The sequence below is a fragment of the Paraburkholderia franconis genome (assembly GCF_009362735.1).
In the GTDB taxonomy this organism is placed as follows: domain Bacteria; phylum Pseudomonadota; class Gammaproteobacteria; order Burkholderiales; family Burkholderiaceae; genus Paraburkholderia; species Paraburkholderia franconis.
The window spans coordinates 126,751-150,278 of sequence record NZ_WHNP01000018.1; the positions used below are offsets into that span (position 1 = coordinate 126,751).

Annotated in this window: 22 protein-coding genes and 2 pseudogenes; 3 read left to right on the forward strand and 21 right to left on the reverse strand. The window is 58.6% G+C overall.

The annotated features are described in order from the left end of the window. Positions 1-6: 6 nt before the first annotated feature. The 12 genes and pseudogenes from GCT13_RS20590 to GCT13_RS20650 form a co-directional block, all read right to left on the reverse strand. Positions 7-843, reverse strand: coding sequence for an IclR family transcriptional regulator (locus tag GCT13_RS20590; protein ID WP_152761046.1), 837 nt, complete (start codon positions 841-843; stop codon positions 7-9). A 684-nt stretch (positions 844-1,527) separates the two neighbouring features. After that, positions 1,528-1,902, reverse strand: a pseudogene (locus tag GCT13_RS20595) (IS6 family transposase); the annotation flags it as partial. Positions 1,903-2,653: 751 nt separating this feature from the next. Further along, positions 2,654-3,724 (reverse strand): SDR family oxidoreductase, encoded by a 1,071-nt coding sequence (locus GCT13_RS20605; RefSeq protein ID WP_152761048.1) that lies wholly within the window; start codon positions 3,722-3,724, stop codon positions 2,654-2,656. Positions 3,725-3,763: 39 nt separating this feature from the next. Beyond that, a complete protein-coding gene (locus GCT13_RS20610) occupies positions 3,764-4,843 on the reverse strand; it encodes a maleylacetate reductase (RefSeq protein WP_152761050.1) in 1,080 nt (359 codons plus the stop codon). After that, entirely contained in the window at positions 4,840-5,703 is an 864-nt protein-coding gene (locus GCT13_RS20615; RefSeq protein WP_152761052.1) for an intradiol ring-cleavage dioxygenase, read from the reverse strand. The genes GCT13_RS20610 and GCT13_RS20615 overlap by 4 nt, the downstream gene beginning before the upstream one ends. 21 nt (positions 5,704-5,724) lie before the next feature. Beyond that, positions 5,725-6,009 (reverse strand): YciI family protein, encoded by a 285-nt coding sequence (locus GCT13_RS20620; protein WP_152761054.1) that lies wholly within the window; start codon positions 6,007-6,009, stop codon positions 5,725-5,727. A gap of 28 nt (positions 6,010-6,037) precedes the next feature. Then, complete coding sequence (locus GCT13_RS20625; RefSeq protein WP_152761056.1) at positions 6,038-6,946, reverse strand: NAD(P)-dependent oxidoreductase; 909 nt, start codon at positions 6,944-6,946, stop codon at positions 6,038-6,040. 4 nt (positions 6,947-6,950) lie between these two features. Beyond that, positions 6,951-8,021 carry a 2,3-butanediol dehydrogenase gene (locus tag GCT13_RS20630; protein WP_152761058.1) on the reverse strand — a complete coding sequence of 357 codons (1,071 nt, stop codon included), beginning with the start codon at positions 8,019-8,021 and terminating at the stop codon, positions 6,951-6,953. Between the two features lie 57 nt (positions 8,022-8,078). Next, positions 8,079-9,050: an ABC transporter permease gene (locus GCT13_RS20635; protein ID WP_152761060.1), complete on the reverse strand. Its 972-nt coding sequence runs from the start codon at positions 9,048-9,050 to the stop codon at positions 8,079-8,081. Further along, entirely contained in the window at positions 9,047-10,021 is a 975-nt protein-coding gene (locus GCT13_RS20640) for an ABC transporter permease (RefSeq protein WP_152761062.1), read from the reverse strand. The genes GCT13_RS20635 and GCT13_RS20640 overlap by 4 nt, the downstream gene beginning before the upstream one ends. After that, positions 10,005-11,582, reverse strand: coding sequence for a sugar ABC transporter ATP-binding protein (locus GCT13_RS20645; protein ID WP_152761064.1), 1,578 nt, complete (start codon positions 11,580-11,582; stop codon positions 10,005-10,007). Before GCT13_RS20645 ends, GCT13_RS20640 begins: the two co-directional genes overlap by 17 nt. Further along, positions 11,579-12,733, reverse strand: coding sequence for an ABC transporter substrate-binding protein (locus GCT13_RS20650; RefSeq protein ID WP_152761066.1), 1,155 nt, complete (start codon positions 12,731-12,733; stop codon positions 11,579-11,581). The genes GCT13_RS20645 and GCT13_RS20650 overlap by 4 nt, the downstream gene beginning before the upstream one ends. A 230-nt stretch (positions 12,734-12,963) precedes the next feature. On the opposite strand from GCT13_RS20650, the gene GCT13_RS20655 reads away from it, so the two are divergent. After that, positions 12,964-13,884 (forward strand): helix-turn-helix transcriptional regulator, encoded by a 921-nt coding sequence (locus tag GCT13_RS20655; protein ID WP_152761068.1) that lies wholly within the window; start codon positions 12,964-12,966, stop codon positions 13,882-13,884. 168 nt (positions 13,885-14,052) lie between these two features. On the opposite strand, the pseudogene GCT13_RS20660 reads toward GCT13_RS20655, so the two are convergent. The 4 genes and pseudogenes from GCT13_RS20660 to GCT13_RS20675 form a co-directional block, all read right to left on the reverse strand. Next, positions 14,053-14,383: pseudogene (locus tag GCT13_RS20660) on the reverse strand (IS30 family transposase); the annotation flags it as partial. A gap of 461 nt (positions 14,384-14,844) precedes the next feature. Further along, a complete protein-coding gene (locus GCT13_RS20665; protein WP_152761070.1) occupies positions 14,845-15,465 on the reverse strand; it encodes a TetR/AcrR family transcriptional regulator in 621 nt (206 codons plus the stop codon). Positions 15,466-15,569: 104 nt separating this feature from the next. Beyond that, on the reverse strand, positions 15,570-15,995 hold the full coding sequence (locus tag GCT13_RS20670) for a DUF3331 domain-containing protein (protein ID WP_152761116.1): 426 nt from the start codon (positions 15,993-15,995) through the stop codon (positions 15,570-15,572). Positions 15,996-16,111: 116 nt separating this feature from the next. After that, positions 16,112-16,597, reverse strand: coding sequence for an ATP-binding cassette domain-containing protein (locus GCT13_RS20675; protein ID WP_152761079.1), 486 nt, complete (start codon positions 16,595-16,597; stop codon positions 16,112-16,114). A gap of 347 nt (positions 16,598-16,944) precedes the next feature. Here GCT13_RS20675 and GCT13_RS20680 point away from each other — a divergent pair, with 347 nt between their 5' ends. Further along, positions 16,945-17,598 carry a TetR/AcrR family transcriptional regulator gene (locus tag GCT13_RS20680; protein WP_152761080.1) on the forward strand — a complete coding sequence of 218 codons (654 nt, stop codon included), beginning with the start codon at positions 16,945-16,947 and terminating at the stop codon, positions 17,596-17,598. 56 nt (positions 17,599-17,654) lie between these two features. After that, a complete protein-coding gene (locus GCT13_RS20685) occupies positions 17,655-18,596 on the forward strand; it encodes a LysR substrate-binding domain-containing protein (RefSeq protein WP_152761083.1) in 942 nt (313 codons plus the stop codon). 172 nt (positions 18,597-18,768) lie between these two features. Here GCT13_RS20685 and GCT13_RS20690 read toward each other — a convergent pair whose 3' ends face one another. The 5 genes from GCT13_RS20690 to GCT13_RS20705 form a co-directional block, all read right to left on the reverse strand. Continuing rightward, entirely contained in the window at positions 18,769-20,136 is a 1,368-nt protein-coding gene (locus tag GCT13_RS20690) for an amidase (RefSeq protein ID WP_152761085.1), read from the reverse strand. A gap of 30 nt (positions 20,137-20,166) precedes the next feature. Continuing rightward, the gene (locus tag GCT13_RS20695; RefSeq protein WP_193727709.1) at positions 20,167-21,219 is read right to left on the reverse strand and encodes a CobW family GTP-binding protein; all 1,053 of its coding nucleotides are present in this window, start codon (positions 21,217-21,219) and stop codon (positions 20,167-20,169) included. Between the two features lie 16 nt (positions 21,220-21,235). Next, positions 21,236-21,463: a hypothetical protein gene (locus GCT13_RS48455; RefSeq protein WP_193727710.1), complete on the reverse strand. Its 228-nt coding sequence runs from the start codon at positions 21,461-21,463 to the stop codon at positions 21,236-21,238. 99 nt (positions 21,464-21,562) lie between these two features. Continuing rightward, positions 21,563-22,444: a polysaccharide deacetylase family protein gene (locus GCT13_RS20700; protein WP_152761089.1), complete on the reverse strand. Its 882-nt coding sequence runs from the start codon at positions 22,442-22,444 to the stop codon at positions 21,563-21,565. A gap of 21 nt (positions 22,445-22,465) precedes the next feature. Next, positions 22,466-23,437 carry a PDR/VanB family oxidoreductase gene (locus GCT13_RS20705; RefSeq protein ID WP_152761090.1) on the reverse strand — a complete coding sequence of 324 codons (972 nt, stop codon included), beginning with the start codon at positions 23,435-23,437 and terminating at the stop codon, positions 22,466-22,468. Positions 23,438-23,528 lie beyond the last annotated feature (91 nt).

Below are 23,528 nucleotides of genomic sequence, written 5' to 3' on the forward strand. Positions count from 1 at the left end.
CGAAGCTCAATCGTCGAGCCGGCGGCCCGGCGTTCCGCCGATCTCATGGACGATCTTTTCGATCGTTTCGAGCAGCATGGGCGCCGCGCGCGACACGAGCCAGTCGCGCGGACACTGATGCGCCGAGCCGCCGCAGTTGACCGCGTAGCGCTCGCCCGACGGTCCGATGAAGCCGGCCGCGATCGCGTTGAGCCCCTCGTACCATTCGCCCGTCGCGATCGCGAAGCCTTGCGCGACCGTTTCCTGCAGCGCCGCGTCGAGACGGTTGCTGATGTGCCCCCACTCGTCGCCTGCCGCGGCCTGCAGGCCCGTCAGCAGACTCTGGCGATCCGTCTCGGAGAGCGCGGCGAGATACGCGCGGCCGACGGCCGTGCGGCTCAGGTCTATCCGCGAGCCGACCTCGAGTCGCGACACCAGCACGGCCGAGCGTGGCTTGATCGCGTCGATGACGACCATGTCCAGCCGGTCGCGCACGGCGAGATGCACCGATAGCGACGTGCGTTCGGCCAGTTCGATCAGGAAGGGCCGCGAGCGCGCGCGGATATCGAAGTTGCGCAGGAAACCATTGCTCAGCTCGAGCACCGACGACGTGAGCACGAAGCGCTCGCTGTCGGGCAGGCGAAACAGAAAGCCTGCGCTGACGAGCGTCGCGGTGATCCGCGAGACGGTCGGTTTCGGAATGCCAGTGAGTTCCGTCAGCTCGCGGTTGGAGAGCGGCGCGTCGGCCGCGGCAATGCGCCGGAGCACGGTCAGGCCGCGCGCGAGCGCAGTGACCTCGTCGCCGGAGCCGTCTTTTTCCTTCAACGGATCGGTGGCGGACGGACGCGTCGATGACTGGTTCATGTGGTTTTTATGAAACGTTATTTCACTATAGTCGAACGCGCGCCGAAAGGCAGACGCCTCCGGGCCGCGCTCGGCCCTCTCTCAGCAAGGCCTAAGTTCCTTTTTTCGTACGACCATTCATTGTATCGAAGTGTGAGATGGAGGTCCGTCGAACTGCTCAAATTTTGCTTGACTTAGTCAGCATTACCATAAAAAATGGAACTGTATTTCGAAACCGAAAAGGTGGGCTCGCGCCCATTTATAATTGCGCGTACAACCAGTGTGCAAGCCGGCGTTAGCCCGGTTTGGCTCGCTTCGCAGCGGCTTCGAAGGCAGGATTTCTGCAGTACCGTCTCTCAGGTTCTAGCACGGCCCTCGGAATGGCTAGAACTTTTTGAAGGCGCCATGGCAACATGGCGCCTTTTTTTTGTCTATTGACACACAACAAAGTCTGCACCAAAGGCCTGAGCTGCATTCACGTGCAACAAAGTCTGCTCCAAACGCCAAAACTTGGTTGCAGTGCACCAATTTTGATAGTCAATAACTGTGGGCTGGCAGTAACTCTCGCCGACCCGTCGTCTCGACTCGGTGATCTTCAAATTGGTGCTGGATGGAGACGGCAAATTTTTCCAATGCCGTGTCCGACGATGTCTAGCTTGCGCCGTGGCCGACCTGTTAGGCGAGCAGTTGCCACGACTCGACGTCTAACACGCGCTTGAAAAACCGCTTGGCTGCCGCCTTGTCGCGGCGCTTCTGCAGCAGGACATCGACTTCGGCGCCGTGCTGGTCGACCGCTCGCCACAACAGGTAAGGTTCGCCGCGCAACGAAACAAACACTTCATCGAGATGCCATGTGGCACTCGGCTTACGGCGAGCAGCCTTGACGCAATGGGCAAAGCCCTTGCCGAATTTGTCGCACCAGCGCCGGATCGTCTCGTAGCTGACAACGACGCCGCGCTCGAATAGCAATTCTTCAATGTCGCGCAGACTCAACTGAAACCTGAAGTACCAGCGCACCGCACAGCTGATTACCGACGGTGGGAAGCGGTACCCGTGGTAGAGAGATTTCGCATTTTTCATCGCGCCATTTTACGCGGCCGTCTCATCGGCAACGTGACAACGCCTTCGGTAGTAGGTGGGATCGTGAAGTTCGGAGTATTTCACCATCGCAACGCTGTCGAGGCAACCGCAAACAGGGATTCGGAACATTATGTACCAGGTAGTACGCACGTTAAACGACGTCGCGTCTGCGCTGTAGGGCTATAGAGTCAACGCCACCGCGTCAGTCAATCTCTTGACGGAAAGGAGCATTGGCTAGTCGGATGGACGATGACACTCGCCACGCATGCGTTAGTGGCCTTTTTGATGCGAAGACTAATGAGCTTCACCGGATCGGATTGACGCGATAGCGAGACCTGGCGGCACATGAGGCTCGCGCTGCCGCCGAATGCGTACGCAGTTGGCATTTCAAAACGGCCGCCTATTGAGATCTGCATTCTTGAGCAGCCGCCGTCGATAATGTTCACAGCTCATAGATGGAACAATACGGCGAAGTCAGCCGTTGGACGCCCGTAGTGAGTGGTTCACCTTGCGTCGGCGTCATCAGTCTGGCGGGTCCGCAGGTGCGGTTGACTACCGAAAAGATTCATGCGCACTCGGTGCTTCTGCGCGAAGCAGACAATGAGCTTGCCAGTTGAGTAACATGGCGGGATTTCCGAGTCGGCCACCGCTGGCAAAGGATGAACCAGAAGCTGACGACGCGCTGAGAATGGGGGTGGTCACGACCGGTAAGGGGCGCCGTACTTTCTTGTCAACGGCGCCTTCGAAAGGCTTATGATGGGATGATCCGCTCGTGCCTTAGCTTATCGAACAGAGCGAAGAACGCATCGGATGTACTTTGGTAATCAAGGAATCCTGCCTTGCGGCTTTTACTCATGTCGGTCAGCACTTCCATTGGACGCCCGAGGTCGGCATCCGTATGCCACCACGACGCGAGTCTTTCAATAGCCGGTTCCTTCAATCGATGGCGCTCGGCGATCCCTGACCATTGCTTGCCTGCTTCGTGCATGCGGTTTTCGAGCGGGCGCATTCTGCCATCGAATGGCGCCGGCTCGATGCCAAAGTATTGCGCGACCTGCGTCCACATCCATTTCCATCGAAACACGTCGCCATTCACCACGTTGAAGTCCTCGTTGCGCGCATTAGGTGAAGCGCTTGCCCACTCGAGATGACGCGCAAGCAGACGTGCGTCGGTCATATCCGTGAGACCGTTCCATTGGGCTTCGGAGCCGGGAAACACAAATGGTTGCCCGGTTTCCTTGCACAATGTCGCGTATACGGCGAGCGTGGTGCCCATGTTCATCGCATTGCCGAGTGCAAAACCAATGATCGTATGCGGGCGATGCACGCTCCAGTTGAAGCCATATCGACGCGCTGCTTCGAACAGCCTGTCTTCCTGTTCATAGTAGAAGTTGTCAACGGGTTGTCGCCCCTGTTCCTCGCGAAACGGCGTGAGCGGCACGCTGCCTTGCGCGTACGCTTCGAAGGGTCCGAGGTAGTGTTTGAGCCCTGTGACAAGTGCGGCATGTTGGAGCGCGCCGGATGGCCCCAGCGCGTCCAGCACGTGACGGACCATTGCGCCATTCACCTCGATGTTCTCGCGCTCCGTCGCCTGCCGCGACCACGCGGTGAAGAAGACATGCGTGAACTGCCGCCCGTGCAGTGCACGGGTGACGGAGTCGGCTGAAGTCAGATCCGCCGTGACAGAATCGACTCCACTATCTGTCGCCGTGCGGCCGCGCGAGAGGCCTGTCACATTCCAGTCGCCCCGCGCGACGAGATGCTGCGCAAGGTTACCGCCGACGATGCCCGTCGCGCCGATGATGAGAGCTCGTTTTTCCATAAAGAGTAAGCGTGGTTAAGTTTGCGATAAAGCGAGCGCCTATACACCGTCGAACGTTCCGCTGTCGGGGCGTATGCCTTCGAAAGCGCAGGTCAGCAAGCGATGTACCGCTTCATATGAGAGTGGACGCGGGTTGAAGTAGGGCGCCTGCATTGCCGCCGATGCGGCTGCATGGATATCGACTGCGCTAAAACCCAGCGCCTTGAGAGAGGCGGGCGTATGCAGCGCGCGGCCGAGATCATGAAGCGCGCCAGCAGGCTCCGGCGTATCGAGCGCCTTGCACAGCCGCTCGTGCGCCACCGGGGCGGACGACAGGTTGAACGCCATCGAGTAAGGCAGGATCACCGCATGCGTTTCAGCGTGCGGCAGGTTAAACATGCCGCCAAGGGTATGGCACAGCTTGTGATGCAACGCCATACCGACGCTGCCCAGCACGGTTCCGCACAGCCATGCACCGTATTGAGCACCTTCGCGTGCGGCAATGTCGTCCGGTCGTTCGACAATGCGAGGCAACGCGCGTGCGAGGCTGCGTATGCCTTCCTCCGCGAAGAGCGACATCACGGGATTGGCGTCCTGTGCATAGAGTCCCTCGGCTGCATGCGCAATCGCGTTGAGGCCACTGGTGGCCGACAGCGCCACGGGCAACGTCAGCGTGAGGCACGGATCGTAGATCACAGTGCGGGGCAGCACGCGATAGCTCTTGCCTGTCTTTTTCTCGCTGCCGGACGTAAGGCCGTAGATGGGCGTGACTTCCGAGCCGGCATAGGTCGTCGGGATGGCCAGTATCGGCAATGAGGTTTCGAGTGCGATAGCCTTCGCGAGTCCGAGCGTCGAACCGCCGCCCGCCGCGATCAGTCCGTCTGCGCCCGCTGCGAGCGCCGCCGCGACGCCTTCCTGTGCCGTTTCGACGGGTACGTGCATGACGGCCCGGTCGAACACATCCACGCAGCGCTCGCCCGCGAGTTTCCTGACGCGGTCGGCGAGGAAGCGCTGTTCGGGCGTGCACAGCGCGAGCGCCCGGCGGATGCACAGCTCATCGAGCTCGTCCGCGAGATGGTCGATCGCACCTGTGCCGAACACGATACGACCCGGCCGGCTGGTGTAGGTAAAGGCAATCATGAGGATCGGCTCAGAACAAAGTCGAATGCGAGCGTGCTGAACGGCGTTGCCATCACCGTGCCGTCGGGCGCCGTGCCGCATTCATGGCGGACCCACGGTGCGACGAGCGACGAGCGTACGCCGAATACGGCATCCGAGTCGAGGTACTGGTCGCCTTCGCGAAACACGTGTGTGACGAGCCGTTCGTAGCCGGGCGCCGTAATCATGAAATGCAGGTGCGCTGGACGCCAGGGATGACGCCCCAGCGCTTCGAGCATGCGTCCCACGGGACCATCGTGTGGAATCGGGTAGGGCTCCGCCACGATCGAGCGAAAGTGATAGCGCCCATCGGGCAGGCTATGCAGCACGCCTCTTGCCCGATGCGTGTCAGCATGGCCGTACTGGACGTCGTAGAAACCGTCGGCGTCCGCCTGCCAGACTTCGATGCGTGCGCTGCTCACCGACTCGCCGTCCGGACCGCGCACCACGCCCGACACGAAGCAGGGTTCGCCGCACGCGCCGTTGGCCACATCGTCACCGTTACGGTAGTCCGGCGCGTCCCCGACGAAGAACGGGCCGAAGACTGTCGCTTCCGTGCAGCCATCGGGCTTGCGATGGGCCATCGCCGTCACGAGCATCGAAAGACCAAGCGTATCCGACAGCAGGATGAATTCCTGGCGTCGCTCGTCAGTGATATGGCCGACATCGGTGAGAAAGCGAATGCCGGCTTCCCATTCGCGCTCGGTCAGGCCGACCTCGCGAGCGAAGGCGTGCAGATGCCGCACGAGACTGGTGACGATCGCCTTGAGCCGCTCGTCGGGTGCATGTTCGTGGCGCGCGAGGACGGCATCCGTGATGGAGTTCTCGTCGAGATTTCGCATGAATCGAATCCGTTGGTCTGACTAGCGGTTGTCGACGCGCTTGAGGAACGGCCGGATATCCACCGAGCGCCAGATCCCCGCCTTGTTGAAAGGATCGTTACTGTTGAAGCGCATCACCTCGCCGATTTCGTCGGCTTCGAAAAGGAAGAAACTGCCGATCATTGTTTCCTGATCGCCTGCCAGCAGCGGGCCCGACATGACCATCCTGACGGGCGAAGTGGCGAGATAGGTTTTGTGCTGTTCGTAATGGGCAAGACGGCGCTCGACCATGTTGTCGTGATCGAGGCAGTAGACGGTGTAGTGCATTGCGACTCCGGAATGAAATGTGAGCGGTTCAGTGGTCGAGGCCGGCTTGTGCTTCGACAGCACGCACGATGGAGAAGAAATCCAGCTCTGCGCCGTCGCCCTGTGCGTAGCGCGCGAACTGCTCTCGCACGAGCGCTGCGGCTGTCATGGGAACGCCGGCACTTATGCCCGCATCGACCACGAGCGACATGTCCTTGAGCATTTGCCGCGACGAGAAGGCCGGCGAGAAGTCCCTTTTTTTCAATGGATCGAGTTTGTATTTGACGAGCGGCGATGCCGCGACACTATCGCCGATTACATCCAGCATGTCGCACCAGTCGAGTCCACCCTTCGTGCCGAGTGTGAGCGCCTCGGCAAGCAGCACAGCTGTCGAGCCGACGAGATGATTGATGGCGAGCTTCAGATATCGCGCCTGCTGATCCTCGCCGACGTAGTACTGTCGCGCCGAAACGGCCTGAAAGGCTGGGACAACCTGTGCGTATGAGTCTCGCGGACCCGATGCGAAAACGGTCAGCTGGCCCTTTTCGGCAAGGACGGTACTGCCCGAGACGGGCGCGCAGACATAGCCGACACCTCGTTTGAGCGCGGCATTCCGCACGTCGCCGGATGCTGCGGGCGACACCGTACTCATGTCAACGTAGGTGGCCCCGTCGTTCGCGCTGTCGATCAAGCCCTCGCCACCGAGTGCGATCGTTCGCAGCACAGCGTCGTCGGGGATGATCGAAAAGATGACGTGCGCCGAACGTGCGACGCTGCGGACGTCTTCAGCACGGTGCGCACCGAGTCGCACGGCCTCGTCTATGCGTGCAGCGTCGACGTCGTACACGGTCACATCGAACCCTGCATTGAGCAGATTGCGCACGATGGGCGTACCCATCTTGCCGAGTCCGATCCAGCCTATCCGTTGAGTGTTATGTTTTTCTTGCGTGTGCGGCATGTCGTCACCGTGTCTGGGGATTGATGAGGATCTTCATCTTGTCGCTGCCTTTGTCACTCAGCACGTCGAAGCCTTTTTCGACAACATCGTCGGCATCGATCAGATCGTGAATCAGCTTCTCCACCGGGAATTTTCCGTTCGCGATCATGCCGATGATGCGCGGCCAGATGGTGACGGGGTAACACCACGTCCCCTCGATGCGGATATCCTTCAACGACCATTTCATCGGATCGACACTCGCCGTGCCGACATGCAGCCCCGCTTGCACCACAGCACCTGCCGAGCGCACGGCATCGACGCAGGCGTTCAGCGCGTGCTGGTTTCCAGCGCATTCGATCGCGACATCCACGCCCACGCCCTCAGTGAGGTCGCGAATTTTTTGCGGCAACTCGCCGTCGGATGGATCGAAGATTTCCATCGTCACGCCGAAACCGGCCATCTTCGCTGCGCGCGCCGCATTCGGCTCGCTGACGAAAATCTTCGTGGCGCCCGCTGCATGGCAGGCGAGCGCCGCAAGCACGCCGATCGGTCCCGCGCCCGTGATCAGCACAGTCGAGCCGACCGTGACGCCGCCCCGGTCGACCGCATACAGCGCGACGGCGGCAGGTTCGATCAGCGCGCCTTGCTTGTCGCTGACGCTGTCGGGAAGACGGTTCGCGTGATAGTCGTTGAGCACGGTATATTCGGCCATGCCGCCGCCGTCCCAACTAAGGCCGACGCAGCCCATCTTCGTGCACAGGTGCCGCATGCCGCGTGCGCAGTAGTAGCACTGGCCGCACGACGCGAGCGGCATCACCGAGATGCGGTCGCCGCGTTGCACGTTCTTCACTTCCTTTCCGACCTCGACGACTTCCGCGCTGAACTCGTGGCCCAATACCTGAGGCGCTTTTGCGCCCGTCAATGCATGCGGTTCAGTCGGAACGACAATGGGACCCGCCTGATATTCATGCAGGTCGGTACCGCAGATGCCACACCACAGCGGCTTGACGATCATCTGGTTCGCGCCCATGCCCGTCGGGTCCGGTACGTTTTCGACCCGGATGTCGTGTGCACAGTGAAAACGCACAGCTCTCATGTCTGACTCCTTGGTTAGTCGGGCCGTTTCGAATGGCCTCATGTGAATGTCGAAGGTTCAGCGCTGCCGGCGGCTCACATAGCAGGCCGATGCGCCGATGATGATGGCGCCCTTGACGATGATCTGCGCCTGCACGGGCATGCCAATCAGCAGCACGATGTTGAAGACGATGACAAGAATCGCAGCCCCTGCAAGGCCGCCCGGCAGCGAGCCACGACCGCCGGAGAGCGCGAGGCCGCCCATCACCGCAGCGACGATCGAATCGAGTTCGAAGCCGCGGCCGACCCAGTTGTCGACGATGCCGACATAGCCCGACAACGTCAGTCCTGCGAGTCCCGCCAGCAGCGCGCTGATCACATAGCAGGCGATGCGCACGGTGTCGGGACTGACACCCACCAGTCGCGCTGCGACGGCGTTGCCGCCCACCATGTACACGCGTCGTCCGAACGTGGACAGGTGCAGCAGCGTCCCGCACACGATCGCGCACGCGCCCAGCATCAGCACATTGACGGGCACACCCGCTATCGAACGTGTTCCCATCAGGTGAAATAGTGGAGGCACGTTGCCCGACGGTGCGCCCTGCGTGTAGGCGAAGCGCAGGCCGTCGAGCACGACGGCGGAGGCGAAGGTCGCGAGAAACGGCGACACCTGGCGCTTCGTGACGAGCAGGCCGTTGAGAAGCCCGGCGCCGATGCATAGCAGGAACGTGACGCCGAAGATGGCGGGAGCCGAATGGTTCGTGTCGTCGAACGCGGTGGCGATCACGGCCGCCGTTGCCATCACGGATGCAACCGACAGATCGAGCCCACCCACGAGGATCACGAAAACCTGACCGATGACGACAATGCCGAGCGGCGCGAACTGCACCAGCATGTTGAGCACGTTGCCGGGCCGCAGGAAAGTGGGCGACCATGCGCCGGAAAGCGCGACGAGTGCGACGAGAAACAGGTAGATGCCGTAGCGGCGCGCGAAGTCGAGTGAAAGCGCGCGGGCCTGGGTGGCGTCGCGGCGCGGGGCGACCGAATTCATGCGAGCCTCCGTTTCTGCTGGACGTTGACGCAGACGGCCGCGATGATCGCGATGCCCTGCACGATGAGCTGATACTGCGACGGCACGCCCGCGAAGTTGATCAGGTTGTTGAGCATGCTGAGCAGATACACGCCGAGCAGCGTGCCGATCACGCCGCCGCGTCCTCCGCTCAGAATCGTGCCGCCGACGACAACGGGCGTGATCGATGCGAGCGTGTAGTTGACCCCGAGATACGGTTGCCCCGAGCCAAACTGCGAAGCGAGGTAGATGCCTGTCAGACCCGCGCAGAGCGAGGAGAACGTGTAGACGAACAGAATGACCCGTTTGTGCGGGATGCCTGACAGCGTTGAGGCGTTGTCGTCGTCACCCACGAGATAGACGTATCGGCCAAGCCGCGTATTGCGCATGAAGTAGGACACGCAGAGATACAGCAGCAGCACGATGGTCGCCGTGACGGGCACATTCGCGTAGCGGCCGTAGGCCAGCGCGTCGAATCCATCAGGCACGCTGCCGGCCGGTCCGTTTGCGTAATACAGGATGCCGCCTTGCAGCACGGCGCCCATGCCGAGCGTGACGATCAACGGATGCACGCGCAGCCAGAGCACGAGCAGACCGTTCGCGAGTCCCACCAGCACGGACAGCCCAAGCGCGAGCGCGATCGCCATGCCCCACTCGCCCTGCGTCGCGTCCGAGAGTCCGGAGGTCAGCGTCGCTGTCACGCTGATGAGCGAGCCGACGGACAGATCGATGCCGCCCGTGAGTATGGCGAGTGTCTGCCCGAGTGCGACGAGCGCGAGGCCTGTCGCCTGCTGATGAACGTTCAACAGGTTCGAGAGCGTCGAAAATCGATCACTGACGCTCGCCCCTGCGACAAAAAGCACGACGATCAGTCCAGCGACGATGTAGCCGACTCCATGCGGTGCGACGTGACGTCTGATGAACCGGGCTCGTCCTTCAGTGTGCGAATGCATGGGTGCCTCCCGTCTGAGCGCGTTGCGCGCCGCCCGTCGCGAGCGCCATGATGTCGTGCTCGGTCATCTGCGTGCCGCTTACTTCGCCCGCAATCCGACCTTCTCGCATGACGAGCACGCGGTCGGACATGCCGATCACTTCCTGCAGCTCGGAACTGATCATCAGGATGCCGAGTCCGCGGTCGGTCAGCTGCCGCATCAGTCGATAGATTTCCGCCTTCGCGCCGATGTCGACTCCGCGAGTCGGTTCGTCGAGAATCAGGACGCTGGTGCACACGCGCACCCATCTGCTGATGAGCACCTTCTGCTGATTTCCGCCCGACAGCGTTGCAACGCTGCCCGCGGGCCGCGCGCCAGCAATGCCGTATTCGCGGATGGCATCGGCGCCCGCCGTCCGCTCTTCCTTCGCGTTCAGCAAGCCCAGGCGAGACACGCGTTGCAGGGTGGTCGCGGTGACGTTCTGGGCGACATTCAGACACATCAGCAAGCCCTCGGATTTGCGGTCTTCCGTGACGAAGCCGAGACCGAGGCGGATGGCCGTTGCCGGCGTCATTCGTGCATGGCGTGCGCCACGCACTTCGATCGTGCCGCGCGCAGGTAGTGCACCGAAGATGCCTGAAGCGAGTTCCGTGCGGCCTGAGCCGACCATGCCGGCCAGCCCGACGATTTCGCCCGCGCGCACCGAAAGCGAAGCATCGAACACGCGATTGCCGACGTGCAGTCTGTCGACCTTCATTAGCACCGTACCGGCGGGCTCCATACCGGGCTTCGGAGGATAGACGTCCCGCATCTCGCGGCCGACCATCATGCGCACAAGATCGGCGCGCGTCGTTTCCGACACGGGCTGCGTGTCGATCTTGCGACCGTCTTTCATCACCGTCACGCGGTCGCACAATTCGAATATTTCGTCCAGCCGGTGCGAGATATAGACAATGGCGACACCGCGCTCGCGCAGCACTCGCAGCCGTTCGAATAACAGCTGAACTTCCTTGCCGGCAATGACGGCCGTCGGTTCGTCGAGTATCAGCACGCGTATTTCGCTCGCCATCGCTTTCGCAATCTCGACCATTTGCTGACTGGCGACGGAGAGGGCACCGACGCGCTCCTGCGGATCGAGATGCACGCCCAGTTCGCGCAGCAATGTCGCGGCGCGCTCGTTCATCGCGCGATGATCGATGACGCCGAGCCGCGTTTGAGGCTCGATTCCCGCGAAGATGTTCTGCGCGACGCTCGACTGCGGAAACAGCACGAGTTCCTGATAGATGATGTGAACGCCGTGCGCCTTCGCATCAGCCGGAGACTTCCATGCGACAGGCTTTCCGTCGAAACGTAACTCACCTTCATCGGCAAGGTAGGCGCCCGCGAGCACTTTCATCAACGTCGATTTGCCGGCGCCGTTTTCGCCGACCAGTGCGTGAATCTCGCCGCTGCGCACACCGAAGCTCACCGCATCGAGGCTCTTCACGCCAGGAAACCGCTTGGTGATACCGCTGACTTCGATTACGTCGGGCTGCGCCGTCTCAAGGCCAATGGTTGAGGGAGTGGATGCAGGCGTACTCATTTCTCACCCGGCAGCTTGATCTTGAACGTCGACGGGTTGTAGTCCGGGCCCATGCCGCCGTCGATGATCTTGTCGGGCGGCCCTTTCGCATCGACCACCTGATCGATGTACTGGTCCGGATGCGGGACGGATGCGGTTTCGTCGCCCCGCGTCAACGCAATCTGCGGGCTGATCTCGTAGATCTTCGGAAGCGGTTGCCCTTGCAGCACCTTGAGCGCAACGTCGAGCGATGTGCCGCCCATCGAAGGCGGATAGCCGATTTCGAGCATCGGAATCTTGTACTTCAGCGCAAGCTGCAATGGCCCGTTGAGGTCGGCGGTCGTATGCGGCGGGATTTCGCCCGGCTTGAATCCGGCAGCGAGGAATGCTTCGATCGAACCGGCAACGGGTAACCCATGCGCGCACCAGACGGCATTGATGCTGTGCCCATACTTCGCGATCATCGCCTGCATCTGCTGCTTGGCCTTGACAGGGCTCCAGTCGGAATAGACGGTATCGAGCACCTTTATACCGGGGTATTGCGAAAACACTTCATGCGCAGCCGCCTCGCGATCGGCGCTGACGCTGGAGCCTGCCTGGCCTGCCAGCATGATCACGTTGCCCTTGCCGTGCAGCTTTTCGACGATCCATTGTGCCCATACACGGCCCATCATCGCGTCGGAACCCGTGACGAAGGAAACGAAGTTGTCCGATGAAATGCGCCGGTCTACCATGACGACGGGAATCCCCTGTTTCATTGCGCGCGTGACAACGGGATCGAGTGCCTTCTGCGTGTTCGCGCTTACGATCAGGAGGTCCACGCCGCGCGAGATCAGGTCCTGAATGTCGGCGGCCTGCTTTGCGTCGTCCATGTTGCCGTTGGTGATCAGCAACTGCTTGATGAGATCGGGGTGTTCGGCCGCGGCCTTCATCAGCGAATGCTGCATCACGACGCGCCAGCTATCGCCAAGCCCTGCGTTCGAAAAGCCGATCACGTACGGCGGCTTCTTCTTGAACTTCGTCGTGTCGGAGAACGGAATCTGCACGGCGGGATTAAACAGAAACGTGCGCGGCGCGCCGGTGTAGTCCGCGCGCGCGGCAAATGAAGCCGTCATGATGAAGGCCGCAGCGGCGAAAACGCTCGCACGGTGAAAGCGGGTCGAACGACGCATGAATGTCTCCGTAAATGTTCTGATATCTGTCGGGAGACACGCGTGTAGCGATGGCAATCTTCGACGCGGCTGGCGGCCACATGCACGGGTAACGGGTTCTATAATCTGGCGTTACCAGGCTGGACACAGCGTGCTTCCCGACCGCGCCAATGTGGCACGGTTGACGAAGCGCATCTAGCAATTGCCATTACTAGTAATGGCAATAACAGGGAAGGCATAAGGAGCGAGACATGGAAAAGCAGCAGCGCCTTAACGAACTTGCCGATTTTCTGAGGACGCGCCGCGCGCGTCTTCGGCCGGAAGACATCGACTTTCCGAGCGGCAGCCGCCGCAAGACACCGGGACTGCGCCGCGAAGAGGTGGCCGAACGCGCCGGCATCAGCGTCACCTGGTATGCATGGCTCGAGCAGGGCAGGGAAGTGAATGTGTCGTTCAAGACGATCGAAAGCCTCGCCAACGCGTTGAAGCTTTCGCCGCACGAGCGCACGCATCTGTTCGAACTGGCCAACCATTACACGCCGCCCGGTCCATATCCGATTGCGCAGAACGTGACGGATACCGTTCGACGCATGCTCGATCAACTGGGCAACATGCCGGCGTATGTCATCGACGGCAACTGGAATTACGTGACATGGAACGACGCTGCCGTGCGCGTATTCGCCGATTTCCGCAAAATGCCTGCAGGCCGATGCAATTTGCTGTGGTTCACGTTCCAGCAGGAAGGCGCGCGTTCGCTCTTTCGAGGATGGGATGCATACGCGAAATGCGTGCTTGCGCAGTTTCGCGGCGACTACATCCTTCGACCCTCGGGCGAGGTGTTTTTGCGCGATCTCGTCGAAGAACTGAACGATACGGATGCAGACTTCTGCCGCTGGTGGGCCGAGCACGAAGTTCTCAAGCGCAGCGACTGGCGCAAGGTCATTGAGCATCCCATTGCAGGCGTGCTGGAACTGGATGCGTTGTCGCTCGAAGTGCCGGATGCGCCAGGCATGCGCATCATGGTCTACACGCCGGCACCATCGACAGATACTGCGCAGCGCATCGAGGCACTGATGAAGAGCAATTGCGCGGCGACAACGCATTTCGAGGCCGCAACGGTACTCGATACGTTTCGCAAGGCGCGCGCATCGGGGGCGAGGCGCGAGAGATAATGCAGTCGGATATTGAGGCCTCGAATGGCTCGGTTGATCGCGGGCTGCATGCCGCCACTCGTCACGATGCCTTTCAGGCCGTGAAGTAATCAGCTACGATCGGCGGTTCAAGAGAAGGGCCGCCGCCTGATTACCCGACGGGCGATCGGCCGCTGTTAATTTGCGGATTCAACCGGTGGATGCAATAGTTTGGTAAAACGGTTCGGCTGGCGTCTCGTAGTTCAGGGTCTTCCTCGGACGCTCATTCAATCGCCTCGTCACGGCATTGAGTCTCGCCTGCGAATACACGGACAGGTCTGTGCCATTGGGGGAAATACTGTCTTAGCAGCCCGTTCGTGTTTTCATTGGACCCACGCTGCCACGGATGCTTTGGGTCACAGAAATAAACCTTGATGTCCGTAGCCACGGTGAAACGTTTGTGGTCAGCCATCTCCGTTCCCCGATCCCAGGTCAGCGATTTATACAGTTCCTGCGGCAACTTGCACGCATGCCTGATGAGGGGTAATCGTCCGAATCGTGCAAAAAATGGCGCTTTTGTCGAAAACGCGATTACTTATCAACGAGTTGCAAAATTTTCGTTGAGCCGAACACCGAGCCATCACGGAGCCTTGCTGCGAGCGCCGCTACGGGCAGCAACCGCCAGATCTTGCACGATTCGGACGATTACCCCTATCTGCAATATGGCGAGATTCCGTTCGGGGCAACACTCAAGCGATCCGGTGGCGACGCTGTTGTCATCTGAGCGGCGATCTACGCACTTCGAAGTGGCGGCCACAAGAAGTCCATCTGGCCACGCGTTGCTTCCCTGCGTCATGTAACCACGTCACGGATATCGTTGTGAAGCAGTTCGTCGATCAACCGATTCGAGCCTGGGCCGATGACCGCTGCGGGGAAGCCGTGATAAGGCAATTTGACAAAGCCGGTAAAATTGATGAGTTCGCGGAACGCTGTAACGAGTAGCTAGCCTGCTCCCGCCTGGTGTTGTTCGGGGTCGCGAAAATCGGCAGGCCAGTTCGCAAGCACTGCGTCTACGATTTCACGCAGACGACGCCGCGTCGCTCCGCTTTTTGCCTGGACTGCCATGCCCTGGATCATTGTCGAGATGAAAGCAGCCGCATCATGTGCCGTCATACCGTCAGGAAGCGGTCCCGCATCCATCACGGATTTTAACCGCTCCCGCAGGTTTCGCTCGAATTCGTTACGGATTTGCAAGAGACTGTCTCCCAATGGACCCATATTACCCATGCAGGCAAGCGCCGATAACGCCACAAGGCGCCCAGAGGGCGTGCTACTCTCCGTATCCAAATCGACGAAACCGAGCAGCAGTGTTCGCACGATCAACCTCGGCGTGGGCTGAGCGAAAGCATTAGCACGAAAAGCCAGATTCTTCTGTTTATAGCGGTCAAGAGCCGTGCGAAACAACCCCTCCTTGTTTCCGAACGCCTTGTTAAGGTTGGGCCAGCTGACTCCCGTTGCATCTTGAATGTCAGTGGGCGACGTTGACTCATAGCCCTTGTTCCAGGCGAGAAGCATTGCCTTTTCCAGTACCTGGTCTACATCGAACTCTTGTGGTTGTGCCATAAGGCGTACCTCGATTCACATAGTTATAAACTGATTGGTCCCCAATAGACGCTCGATGCTCTTCCGATAGCCGACCTCGTCGCGGCACTTAAAAGAGAGGATGTTTAAGTTCCAAGATAACCCGGAACGGCAGAAGCCAAGATCATTCGACCGTAATTGCCCGGACACTGCGTTCCGTGAACGCGCGGACGGAAGACCGAATCCCCGCGGCGAATCGACATGCCCGTCAGTACACAAAGCGAATCTTCTCGCGCAACGCCCATCCGCCATTCCTGATCCGCATAATGGCCTGAACACGCATCGCTCCAATACACGCTCAATGTTATCGACGACGGCTGCTCAAGAATGCAAATCTGCGTCGGGGGGCGTCCGCGATCCACTGGCTCAAATGCACCTGACATTACTGACTTTTTCAGGCGCACCTTCTTCTCGCGACTACGGCGGTCTCGGCTGCCCGAATCCATCGGCCTTGACATCAAGACGCCCAATAACGCATGTATGACGATGTCATCTTCCACCCGACTGACCATTTTCAACGCTCCTTCACAGGATTGGCATGCTGTAACGCTCGCGCCATCGGCAATTCGCTTGCATTGTGGACCACACAGTTCCTAATGTCTAGGAGTAGCGGTTATTGATTGCAACGTCAGCGGCGTGGCGATCCCGTGGCTTCTGACGGAAATCGGCCATAGGGAAGCTCCTTCGCCAGCGAGCGAGCACATCTGCTCAATCCCACTTCGGAGAGCAGCGCCATCGCGTCGTCATCAAGATGTTGGGTCGCCTTGGCGCCGCCGAAGCGGTTCCGAGACAACCGGTGGCGCTTTTGCAGAGCAATCTTGACGTTGTCCAGGACAGACATTTCCGGAAAGATTGCGGAGATCTGGAAAGAGCGAACCATGCCCTGTTCGGCAATCGAAGCCGGCGAAATGGACGTGATGTCTTTCCCGTTCAGCAGAATCTTTCCGGAAGATGGCGAAACAAATTTGGTGAGCAGGTTGAACATCGTGGTCTTGCCTGCCCCGTTCGGGCCGATCAGCGCATGGATAGCACCGCGACGTACCCCGAGGTTTACGTCGCAAATCGCACGAAAGCCAAGGGGACTCCTTGTTGAGGGAGTGCGTTTCCAACGCATGGCTGGTTAGCTCGGTTCCTTCCGTAGTCCTGCGACTGGACTAAGACTGAGGGCAGTCTAAGAACTCTTTTTTTTCGTCACAAACGACTTATACCGATCCATGCACGAGCCAAACTGATGCGTGGTGAGAGCTTTGTCAAATTGAGGGCAGCGCCGGATAGAATGCCCTCAATTTGACAAAGCCGTGGCGACCAGTGCGTGGCAACGCAAAGGTGTGAGGCAATTCGGACGCACCCGAATCCGGCGTGCGCTTCGGATAGAAGAAATTGTGCCGGGTCACAAGAGGTTGTCGGCAGGTACATTTGGCACCATTTGGTCTACAATGTAAGCTGACTAAGGAAACGATAATGGCACGGCCCAGAGAGTTCGACGAAAACTACGTGTTGCAAAAGGCCTTGTATCTATTCTGGGACAAGGGCTACGAAGCCACGTCGCTGTCCGATCTGCTGGAAGCAACCGGGCTTACGAAGTCGAGCCTTTATAAGGCATTCGAAAGCAAGGAAGGGCTTTTCCGACGGGTCGTGGACGTCTACGAACGGGATCATCTGGGTTTCCGGAAAGTCGCGTTGTCGAAACCGACGCCAAGGCTGATCACGGAAGCTTTACTCCAAGGGACTGTCCGGCTACACACTGGCGATAACACTCCACCCGGTTGCCTTGTCACGTTGGCCGTTCTCGCCTGCAGTGCGGAAGCACAGCCGCTTAGCGAAGAGCTCTCGGCGAGCCGCAATGATTTTGAGCGACGACTGCGAGAGCGCTTCGAGTCGGTCAAGAATGCAGGTCCGCTACCGGATGGCATGACGAGTAGCGAGGCAGCCGCTCTGCTTTCGACGTTAATTCAAGGGCTAGCTGTTCAGGCAAAGGGTGGCGCAACGCGCCGTCACCTACGCCAGGTCGTCACCACCGTGCTAAAAAGCTGGCCTTCTGAGTTCTCGGACGTGGGCAAGGCGTACAGTGGGCCAAAGTCACTGCAGAAGGAGCCCACGCTAAGCGAACGCTAATACTCTGTCCTGATGCAGTGACGTTTTCGCCAAGACTGATTCGAGTAAATCGAAAGATGAAACGACGACTTCCTCCACTCCTTGCGCTCCGCGCGTTCGAGGCGGCCGGACGGCACATGAGCTTCTCGAAAGCCGCCGACGAGCTTAATGTCACCCAAAGCGCCATCAGCCGGCAGATCAAGTTGCTAGAGGAGTTCTTGCGTGCACCGTTATTTCGTCGCCTGACCCGTCAGGTGGAGCTTACGCCGTTCGGCCAGAACTATCTGTCAGCAGCAGTCGCTGCCCTCGATGGTATCGAACGCGCGACAGTCCAGAGCTTGCAAGAGGCGAAGGCATTGTCTGTGAGCGTGCTGCCGACGCTTGGTGCGCTCTGGTTGATGCAGAGACTTACCTCGTTCATGACAGAGCATTCTGAGATCAGACTTGAAGTTTCTTCATCATTGGAGCCGGTAAACTTTAAGCGGGACGGTATAGATGTAGCACTGCGTGTTGGAAAGGTTCCAGGGGTCGAATATAGCCGCAACGGTTCGCAGATTACATTTCGCATGACTGAATCGTGGGATGACGTTGCGGTGATGCATCTTTGGGATGATTTCATCACTCCAGTGTGCAGTCGCTCGTTTCTCGCGGAACATGGTCCTCTCGACTCGCCTCTAGATCTCGCGAAGATGCCGCTCATCCACAATATGCGACGACCAGACTGCTGGCAGGCCTGGTTTGCTGCAGTCGGCATCGACCAATGTGACGGTGCTGGCCGGCTAGACGTTGGTCACTCTTTTATGGCGATCGTGGCTGCTCGCGAAGGACGAGGAGTAGCATGTGTTCCGGTTATCGAGGTCGACAATCTGGACTGGCGGGATGAGTTATTGCAACCGTTTGGGCCGCGTTTACGTAGTGCCGGTGCCTATTACTTGTTGTGCCCGAAGGACAAGGCACTCTCGGCAGAAGTTAAACTTTTTTCAAGCTGGCTTATCGGACAATACGCCGCTACCGGCTGACGTGGCGGCGCTAATGACGTCGCCGTTAATCACTCTTATCTTCACACCGGGTCGGTCGGGCGGATGTTTGTTTGCTCAGTAGTCGAAGCGGCCGTGCGGTGTGCCGTTTTTAAGGGAAGCGTCATTTACTGGAATTACCGAAATTCGACTAGAACACTGCAGTACATTCTTTTCAACTACGAAATGCTGCTTCGATCGAAAGGCAGAGACTCAACAGCTTCAAGTCATCTCCTTCCTGGCGCATCAACTGAACGCCCGTTGGAAGCCCCGAAGGGTCCGCACCAGTCGGCATCGCAATGGTCGGGGTGTCGAGGAAACTTCCAAGCATGGTCATTGCCAGTGTAGCGAGGTTTACCCGGATGAACAGTTCGGGGTCACGCTCGGGCTTCGACAGGTCCGGAGCGACGTGGGCAACTGTCGGCATAGCGAGCGTCGCGCCTCCGAGGTCCAGAGCGAACGATTTCCTTAATTCCGTACGCCGCAGCTGTAGTTCTTCCAATCTGCTCACTGGCACGTCCCTGGCCAGTTCCAGGCGTGCTCGAACGTGCTGGTCGATGCGCTGCGCATCAGGGGAATCGAGCAGATCTCGATAGAGCGCGAACGCTTCAAGGCCGCCCATCCATCCTCTTTCTCGAATCAGCTTGAAGACGTCTCCAAGGGAATTGAGCTCGCGCTCCCCGACAAATGCCCCGAGATGTTTGAGCCGCGTGATGTATCCATGGAAATTTCGTTCTACGTCCGGGGTGACGTCATAGCGAGCCACAAGCGACGGATCAACAATAAATCGCGCGCCCTCAAGCGTATGAGGAGTTTGAGGTGTAGTTGCACGCTTCAATGCGTCATCAAATGCCACGCAGTCGGCAACGTTGCGTGCGATCGGGCCAATTGTGTCGAACGATGCGGCAAGTGAAATCGTGCCACGGGCGTCATAGCGGCCGCGGGTTGAGCGATAGCCGGTAAGTCCATTGAAAGCACATGGCACACGGATTGAGCCGGCGGTGTCCGTGCCGACCGCAATCGGGACAATTCCCATCGCCACGGCTATTGCTGCCCCCGAGGAAGATCCCCCGGGGGCGCGCCTCCCATTGTCGAGAAACGGGTTGGTGGGAGTCCCAAAGTGGGGATTTAGACCAAGGCCAGAGTATGCAAACTCGCTGAGTGTCGTCTTGCCGATACAGACCATACCGGATGCAGCCGCCATTGCGACGAGCGGCGCGTCTGCCGTCGCAATGGGGCGTTCCGAGAATACGCGAGAACCTGCGGTCGTGACCGTGCCCGCAATATCGAAGAGGTCTTTCCATGCGATGGGAACACCGTCGAGTGCAGATAACGGTTTACCGTTTTGCCAGCGAGCAGCCGATTCCGCAGCCTCATTCAACGCACGTTCGGCCGTGACCGTTAGAAAGACAGAAGGGGACTCTTCGGCTTTCGCGAGTGCATGCCTTGTGACCTCAACCGGATCGACTTTCCCCTCTGAGAACGATCTTGCCAGTCGTAGTGCCGTCTGAAAGCGATAGTTTTTTGCGTTCTCGATGCTCATTGAACTTGCTCAACGGGAAGATGTGTCTAGTTATTCAGAGACTGTCGGATTTGCGAAGGCGTTCAGAGGACGCACGATTCGCGCAGGATCAAGATTTTTTACAATGAAGGCAAGTCGCGAAGATCTGCTCGCATCAGGCCAGCCCGAAAGGTGCTCTGGAAAGTAGACTAGATGGCGCACGCAATTTACCAAGATTGGAGTGGTTGCGTCGCCAAGAGCAAGAATACCCTTGATTCTCAGTATGTCGTCGCCATGCGTATGTAGAAGCATCGATAGCCAGATGGCAAACTGAGACCAACTAATGGATGATTTGATTTCAACAGTAAATGTCCTTACGTCCGACTTTCGAGTTGCAAGATGACGTTGACTCGCTTCAATCTGCCAATTTTTCTCGTCCTGACATTCGATCGAATTTTCGGAAAGAGAACTGAAAAGTCCTAGCTGTAACTTCGGCGAGTTCCGTGGCGAATGCAATTCCAAGATATCGTGCAATAGGGCTTCCGACGAATCTATGCACGGCGCCAATGCGTTGAAAGAACTGGCTCGAGCTTTAGCGTCGGCGACTTGCCGCTGTTGCGCCAGATCTGACTTGGTCAGCAAAATGACGTCAGCGAGCTGGACTTGGCGCTGAGCAGCAGCGTCATCAAAGACGTCGCTGCTCGCCAAGAGGCAATCGAGCGTTGTGACGACCAGTTCGACGGAGAGGTTGCCATTGAGCAGAGGATTCCCGGTTATCGTCGCGATCACGGGCGTTGGGTCCGCAAGCCCGGTAGTTTCGATGATTACGCGGTCGACTGCCTGTGCGGTATCCACTTGTTCAACTATTGCGCAGAGCCTTTCCTTAAGATCGTCATTAACGGTGCAGCAAAGGCATCCATTAGAGAGCAATCCAACGGATGCGCTGCTTTGCCTCAACAGGAGATCATCTACGCCATACTCTGCAGCTTCGTTGACTAGCAGCATCGAGGAAGCCAGCGCTCGGTGATTGAGGGAGCGTCTTAGAAAAGTTGTCTTCCCACTCCCCAAGGCTCCCGTCACGATTACAACGGGGATTCGCTTTTTCCCGGAACCATACGTGTTCATCGACTGCTCCTGAGAATCAGGCGTTGGGAGCGAACGCATTGATGATTGCGTCGGAGAGTGGCTCGAGTTTTCGCCCACTCACACGCTCGATGCTCTCCCAAACCTGAGGCAAGGTTTCTACCACTTCTGTGCTGCCTGAGGGCCCTTGTACTGTCCAGGACGAACCCGACCAGTCGGTGATGTTGACGTGCAGCGTTGCGGCTACCTTCGACAGGGTCTTTGCCTGCTCAGCACGAACTGCCATCCGGGGGCGGTCCGTTGAGACTCCTTCGGTCGGCGCTGCGATGACCGTCCAGTGCCACGAATTGCCCCAGATGCCGCACATTCCACACATATGACTTATTTACCTTTGGAAGGGATGCTTCTTGTCAAACTCCATTGCGATATTCTCAAGCGTCGTAAAGCGAACACCGGGGTGCTTCATCATGTGCCCGATGAGGCGCTCGAGCATCAGTAACACCTGAGGACGGCCAGCAACATCGGGGTGGAGGCAGAAGGTGAATACTGCTTCATCCTTCTCCCGATACACCCAATCAAACTGCTCTCGCCAGAGTTCCTCGATGTCCTTGGGGTTCATGAAGCCATGACTATTCGGCGACTTTTTGATAAACATCATGGGGGGCAGGTCATCGAGGTACCAGCTGACCGGAATCTCGATGAGGCGCGATTCGACACCGCGTTCCAACGGCTTCATCCATGAGCTAGCGGGCTTGCTGTAGTCGATTGCTGTCCAGCGATCGCCAGTGCGCAGGCGATAGCATGAGAAGTCCCTGTGCATCATGCTGTGGTCGTAAATAATCCCGCGTTCAAGCAGTAGATTTGGTGTTGAGTTGCTCAGCTCCCACCATGGTGCGGCATAGCCGACCGGATGGCGGCCGGTGAGATCAACAATCAGCTCGATGCAACGGTCGATGACGTCAGCTTCTTGTGTCGGGGTCATGGCCAGCGGGTTCTCGTGCGTATACCCGTGCAACGCGACTTCATGGCCGTGAGCTACCACTTTCGTCATCTGCTCGGGAAACGTTTCGATTGAGTGACCGGGAATGAGCCACGTCGTTTTCAACCCGAAATGCTCAAAAAGTTCGAGCAGGCGCAAGCTGCCTACTTCCCCGGCGAACATCCCCCGGGAAATGTCGTGCGGAGAGTCAGCGCCGCCGAAAGTGCCAATCCAGGCGGCGACCGCGTCAACATCCACGCCGAATGCGCAGGTAATGTTCTTGGTCATTTTTCTCTCTCCATGAAAATATTAGATATCGAGAATGATTGTTTCGCCCCGCGCGGCCCGTCCGCTGCATACAGCGATGTACTTCTCTCTTTGCTTCTCAGACAGGCAACTGTCTCGATGAATCGGATCGCCTTCAACCCACCTTGTGACACAAGTGCCGCAGTAGCCCTCTTTGCAGGAGTGGTCAACGTCAAGGCCAGCCTCAAGAAGTGCGTCCAGCAATGACTGGTCTTCGCGCACATCGATCGTCATGCCGTTCTCCTGGCACACGACTTGAAAGGGTTCGTTCTTCAACCCTGCGTTACCCGATGCTGGCGCTGCACCGAACGCCTCAAAATGAAGGCTGAGATGCGGGTAGTCCGAACCTGCTGCGCGTACGGCGTCCATCAAGGTGTTCGGTCCACAACAATAGATTGCGGTACCTTTTGATTGGGCTTGCAGAAGTTCTCGAACATCGAGGAATTTGTCGGGATCGTTCCCATCCAGCACGAAATGAACATGCTGTGCGAAGCCGTGTGTGAGCAATTCGTGCGCATATATCAATCGCGATTCGTCGCGCGCGCAGACGATAAGCTCAAAGGATGCCCGTCGGTCGTTGAGTACCTTGGCCATGCAAAGCAACGGAGTGAGCCCGATCCCACCCGCAATGAGAACGCTGTGTTTGGCATCTTCGAGAAGCCGAAACTGATTTCGCGGAAGGCCGGCCTCGATCACCGACCCGACGGCGAGATTCGCGTGTAACCAACGAGAGCCACCGCGCCCCATCGGTTCGCTCTGGACGGCGATGATGTAGGCCCCCTGTGGCGTCCACGGCTGGACGAGCGAATAGTGGCGCTCTCCAAGTTCGGGGATATGCAAATCAATGTGCGCCCCTGGCTCATACTCAGGCAAAGAAGCTACGTCTGGGCATACAAGCTCATATTCCTTGACGTTCGCACCAACTGAGCGAATCTTCTGGATCTGAAGCATCATCGTTCGGGGAGTGCTTTGCATGATTGACTTATTCAAATTGCAGTGGCAATAAGACTAGTTTCTACAAGTAATGGACGACTAACAAATGATTTGTTCTCGTCTATCTATTACG

What these genes read in the sequence shown, in the direction of transcription:
- GCT13_RS20590 (WP_152761046.1), bottom strand. Translation starts at nt 843, where the DNA reads ATGAACCAGTCATCGACGCGTCCGTCCGCCACCGATCCGTTGAAGGAA.
- GCT13_RS20605 (WP_152761048.1), bottom strand. Translation starts at nt 3,724, where the DNA reads ATGGAAAAACGAGCTCTCATCATCGGCGCGACGGGCATCGTCGGCGGT.
- GCT13_RS20610 (WP_152761050.1), bottom strand. Translation starts at nt 4,843, where the DNA reads ATGATTGCCTTTACCTACACCAGCCGGCCGGGTCGTATCGTGTTCGGC.
- GCT13_RS20615 (WP_152761052.1), bottom strand. Translation starts at nt 5,703, where the DNA reads ATGCGAAATCTCGACGAGAACTCCATCACGGATGCCGTCCTCGCGCGC.
- GCT13_RS20620 (WP_152761054.1), bottom strand. Translation starts at nt 6,009, where the DNA reads ATGCACTACACCGTCTACTGCCTCGATCACGACAACATGGTCGAGCGC.
- GCT13_RS20625 (WP_152761056.1), bottom strand. Translation starts at nt 6,946, where the DNA reads ATGCCGCACACGCAAGAAAAACATAACACTCAACGGATAGGCTGGATC.
- GCT13_RS20630 (WP_152761058.1), bottom strand. Translation starts at nt 8,021, where the DNA reads ATGAGAGCTGTGCGTTTTCACTGTGCACACGACATCCGGGTCGAAAAC.
- GCT13_RS20635 (WP_152761060.1), bottom strand. Translation starts at nt 9,050, where the DNA reads ATGAATTCGGTCGCCCCGCGCCGCGACGCCACCCAGGCCCGCGCGCTT.
- GCT13_RS20640 (WP_152761062.1), bottom strand. Translation starts at nt 10,021, where the DNA reads ATGCATTCGCACACTGAAGGACGAGCCCGGTTCATCAGACGTCACGTC.
- GCT13_RS20645 (WP_152761064.1), bottom strand. Translation starts at nt 11,582, where the DNA reads ATGAGTACGCCTGCATCCACTCCCTCAACCATTGGCCTTGAGACGGCG.
- GCT13_RS20650 (WP_152761066.1), bottom strand. Translation starts at nt 12,733, where the DNA reads ATGCGTCGTTCGACCCGCTTTCACCGTGCGAGCGTTTTCGCCGCTGCG.
- GCT13_RS20655 (WP_152761068.1), top strand. Translation starts at nt 12,964, where the DNA reads ATGGAAAAGCAGCAGCGCCTTAACGAACTTGCCGATTTTCTGAGGACG.
- GCT13_RS20665 (WP_152761070.1), bottom strand. Translation starts at nt 15,465, where the DNA reads ATGGCACAACCACAAGAGTTCGATGTAGACCAGGTACTGGAAAAGGCA.
- GCT13_RS20670 (WP_152761116.1), bottom strand. Translation starts at nt 15,995, where the DNA reads ATGGTCAGTCGGGTGGAAGATGACATCGTCATACATGCGTTATTGGGC.
- GCT13_RS20675 (WP_152761079.1), bottom strand. Translation starts at nt 16,597, where the DNA reads ATGCGTTGGAAACGCACTCCCTCAACAAGGAGTCCCCTTGGCTTTCGT.
- GCT13_RS20680 (WP_152761080.1), top strand. Translation starts at nt 16,945, where the DNA reads ATGGCACGGCCCAGAGAGTTCGACGAAAACTACGTGTTGCAAAAGGCC.
- GCT13_RS20685 (WP_152761083.1), top strand. Translation starts at nt 17,655, where the DNA reads ATGAAACGACGACTTCCTCCACTCCTTGCGCTCCGCGCGTTCGAGGCG.
- GCT13_RS20690 (WP_152761085.1), bottom strand. Translation starts at nt 20,136, where the DNA reads ATGAGCATCGAGAACGCAAAAAACTATCGCTTTCAGACGGCACTACGA.
- GCT13_RS20695 (WP_193727709.1), bottom strand. Translation starts at nt 21,219, where the DNA reads ATGAACACGTATGGTTCCGGGAAAAAGCGAATCCCCGTTGTAATCGTG.
- GCT13_RS48455 (WP_193727710.1), bottom strand. Translation starts at nt 21,463, where the DNA reads ATGGCAGTTCGTGCTGAGCAGGCAAAGACCCTGTCGAAGGTAGCCGCA.
- GCT13_RS20700 (WP_152761089.1), bottom strand. Translation starts at nt 22,444, where the DNA reads ATGACCAAGAACATTACCTGCGCATTCGGCGTGGATGTTGACGCGGTC.
- GCT13_RS20705 (WP_152761090.1), bottom strand. Translation starts at nt 23,437, where the DNA reads ATGCAAAGCACTCCCCGAACGATGATGCTTCAGATCCAGAAGATTCGC.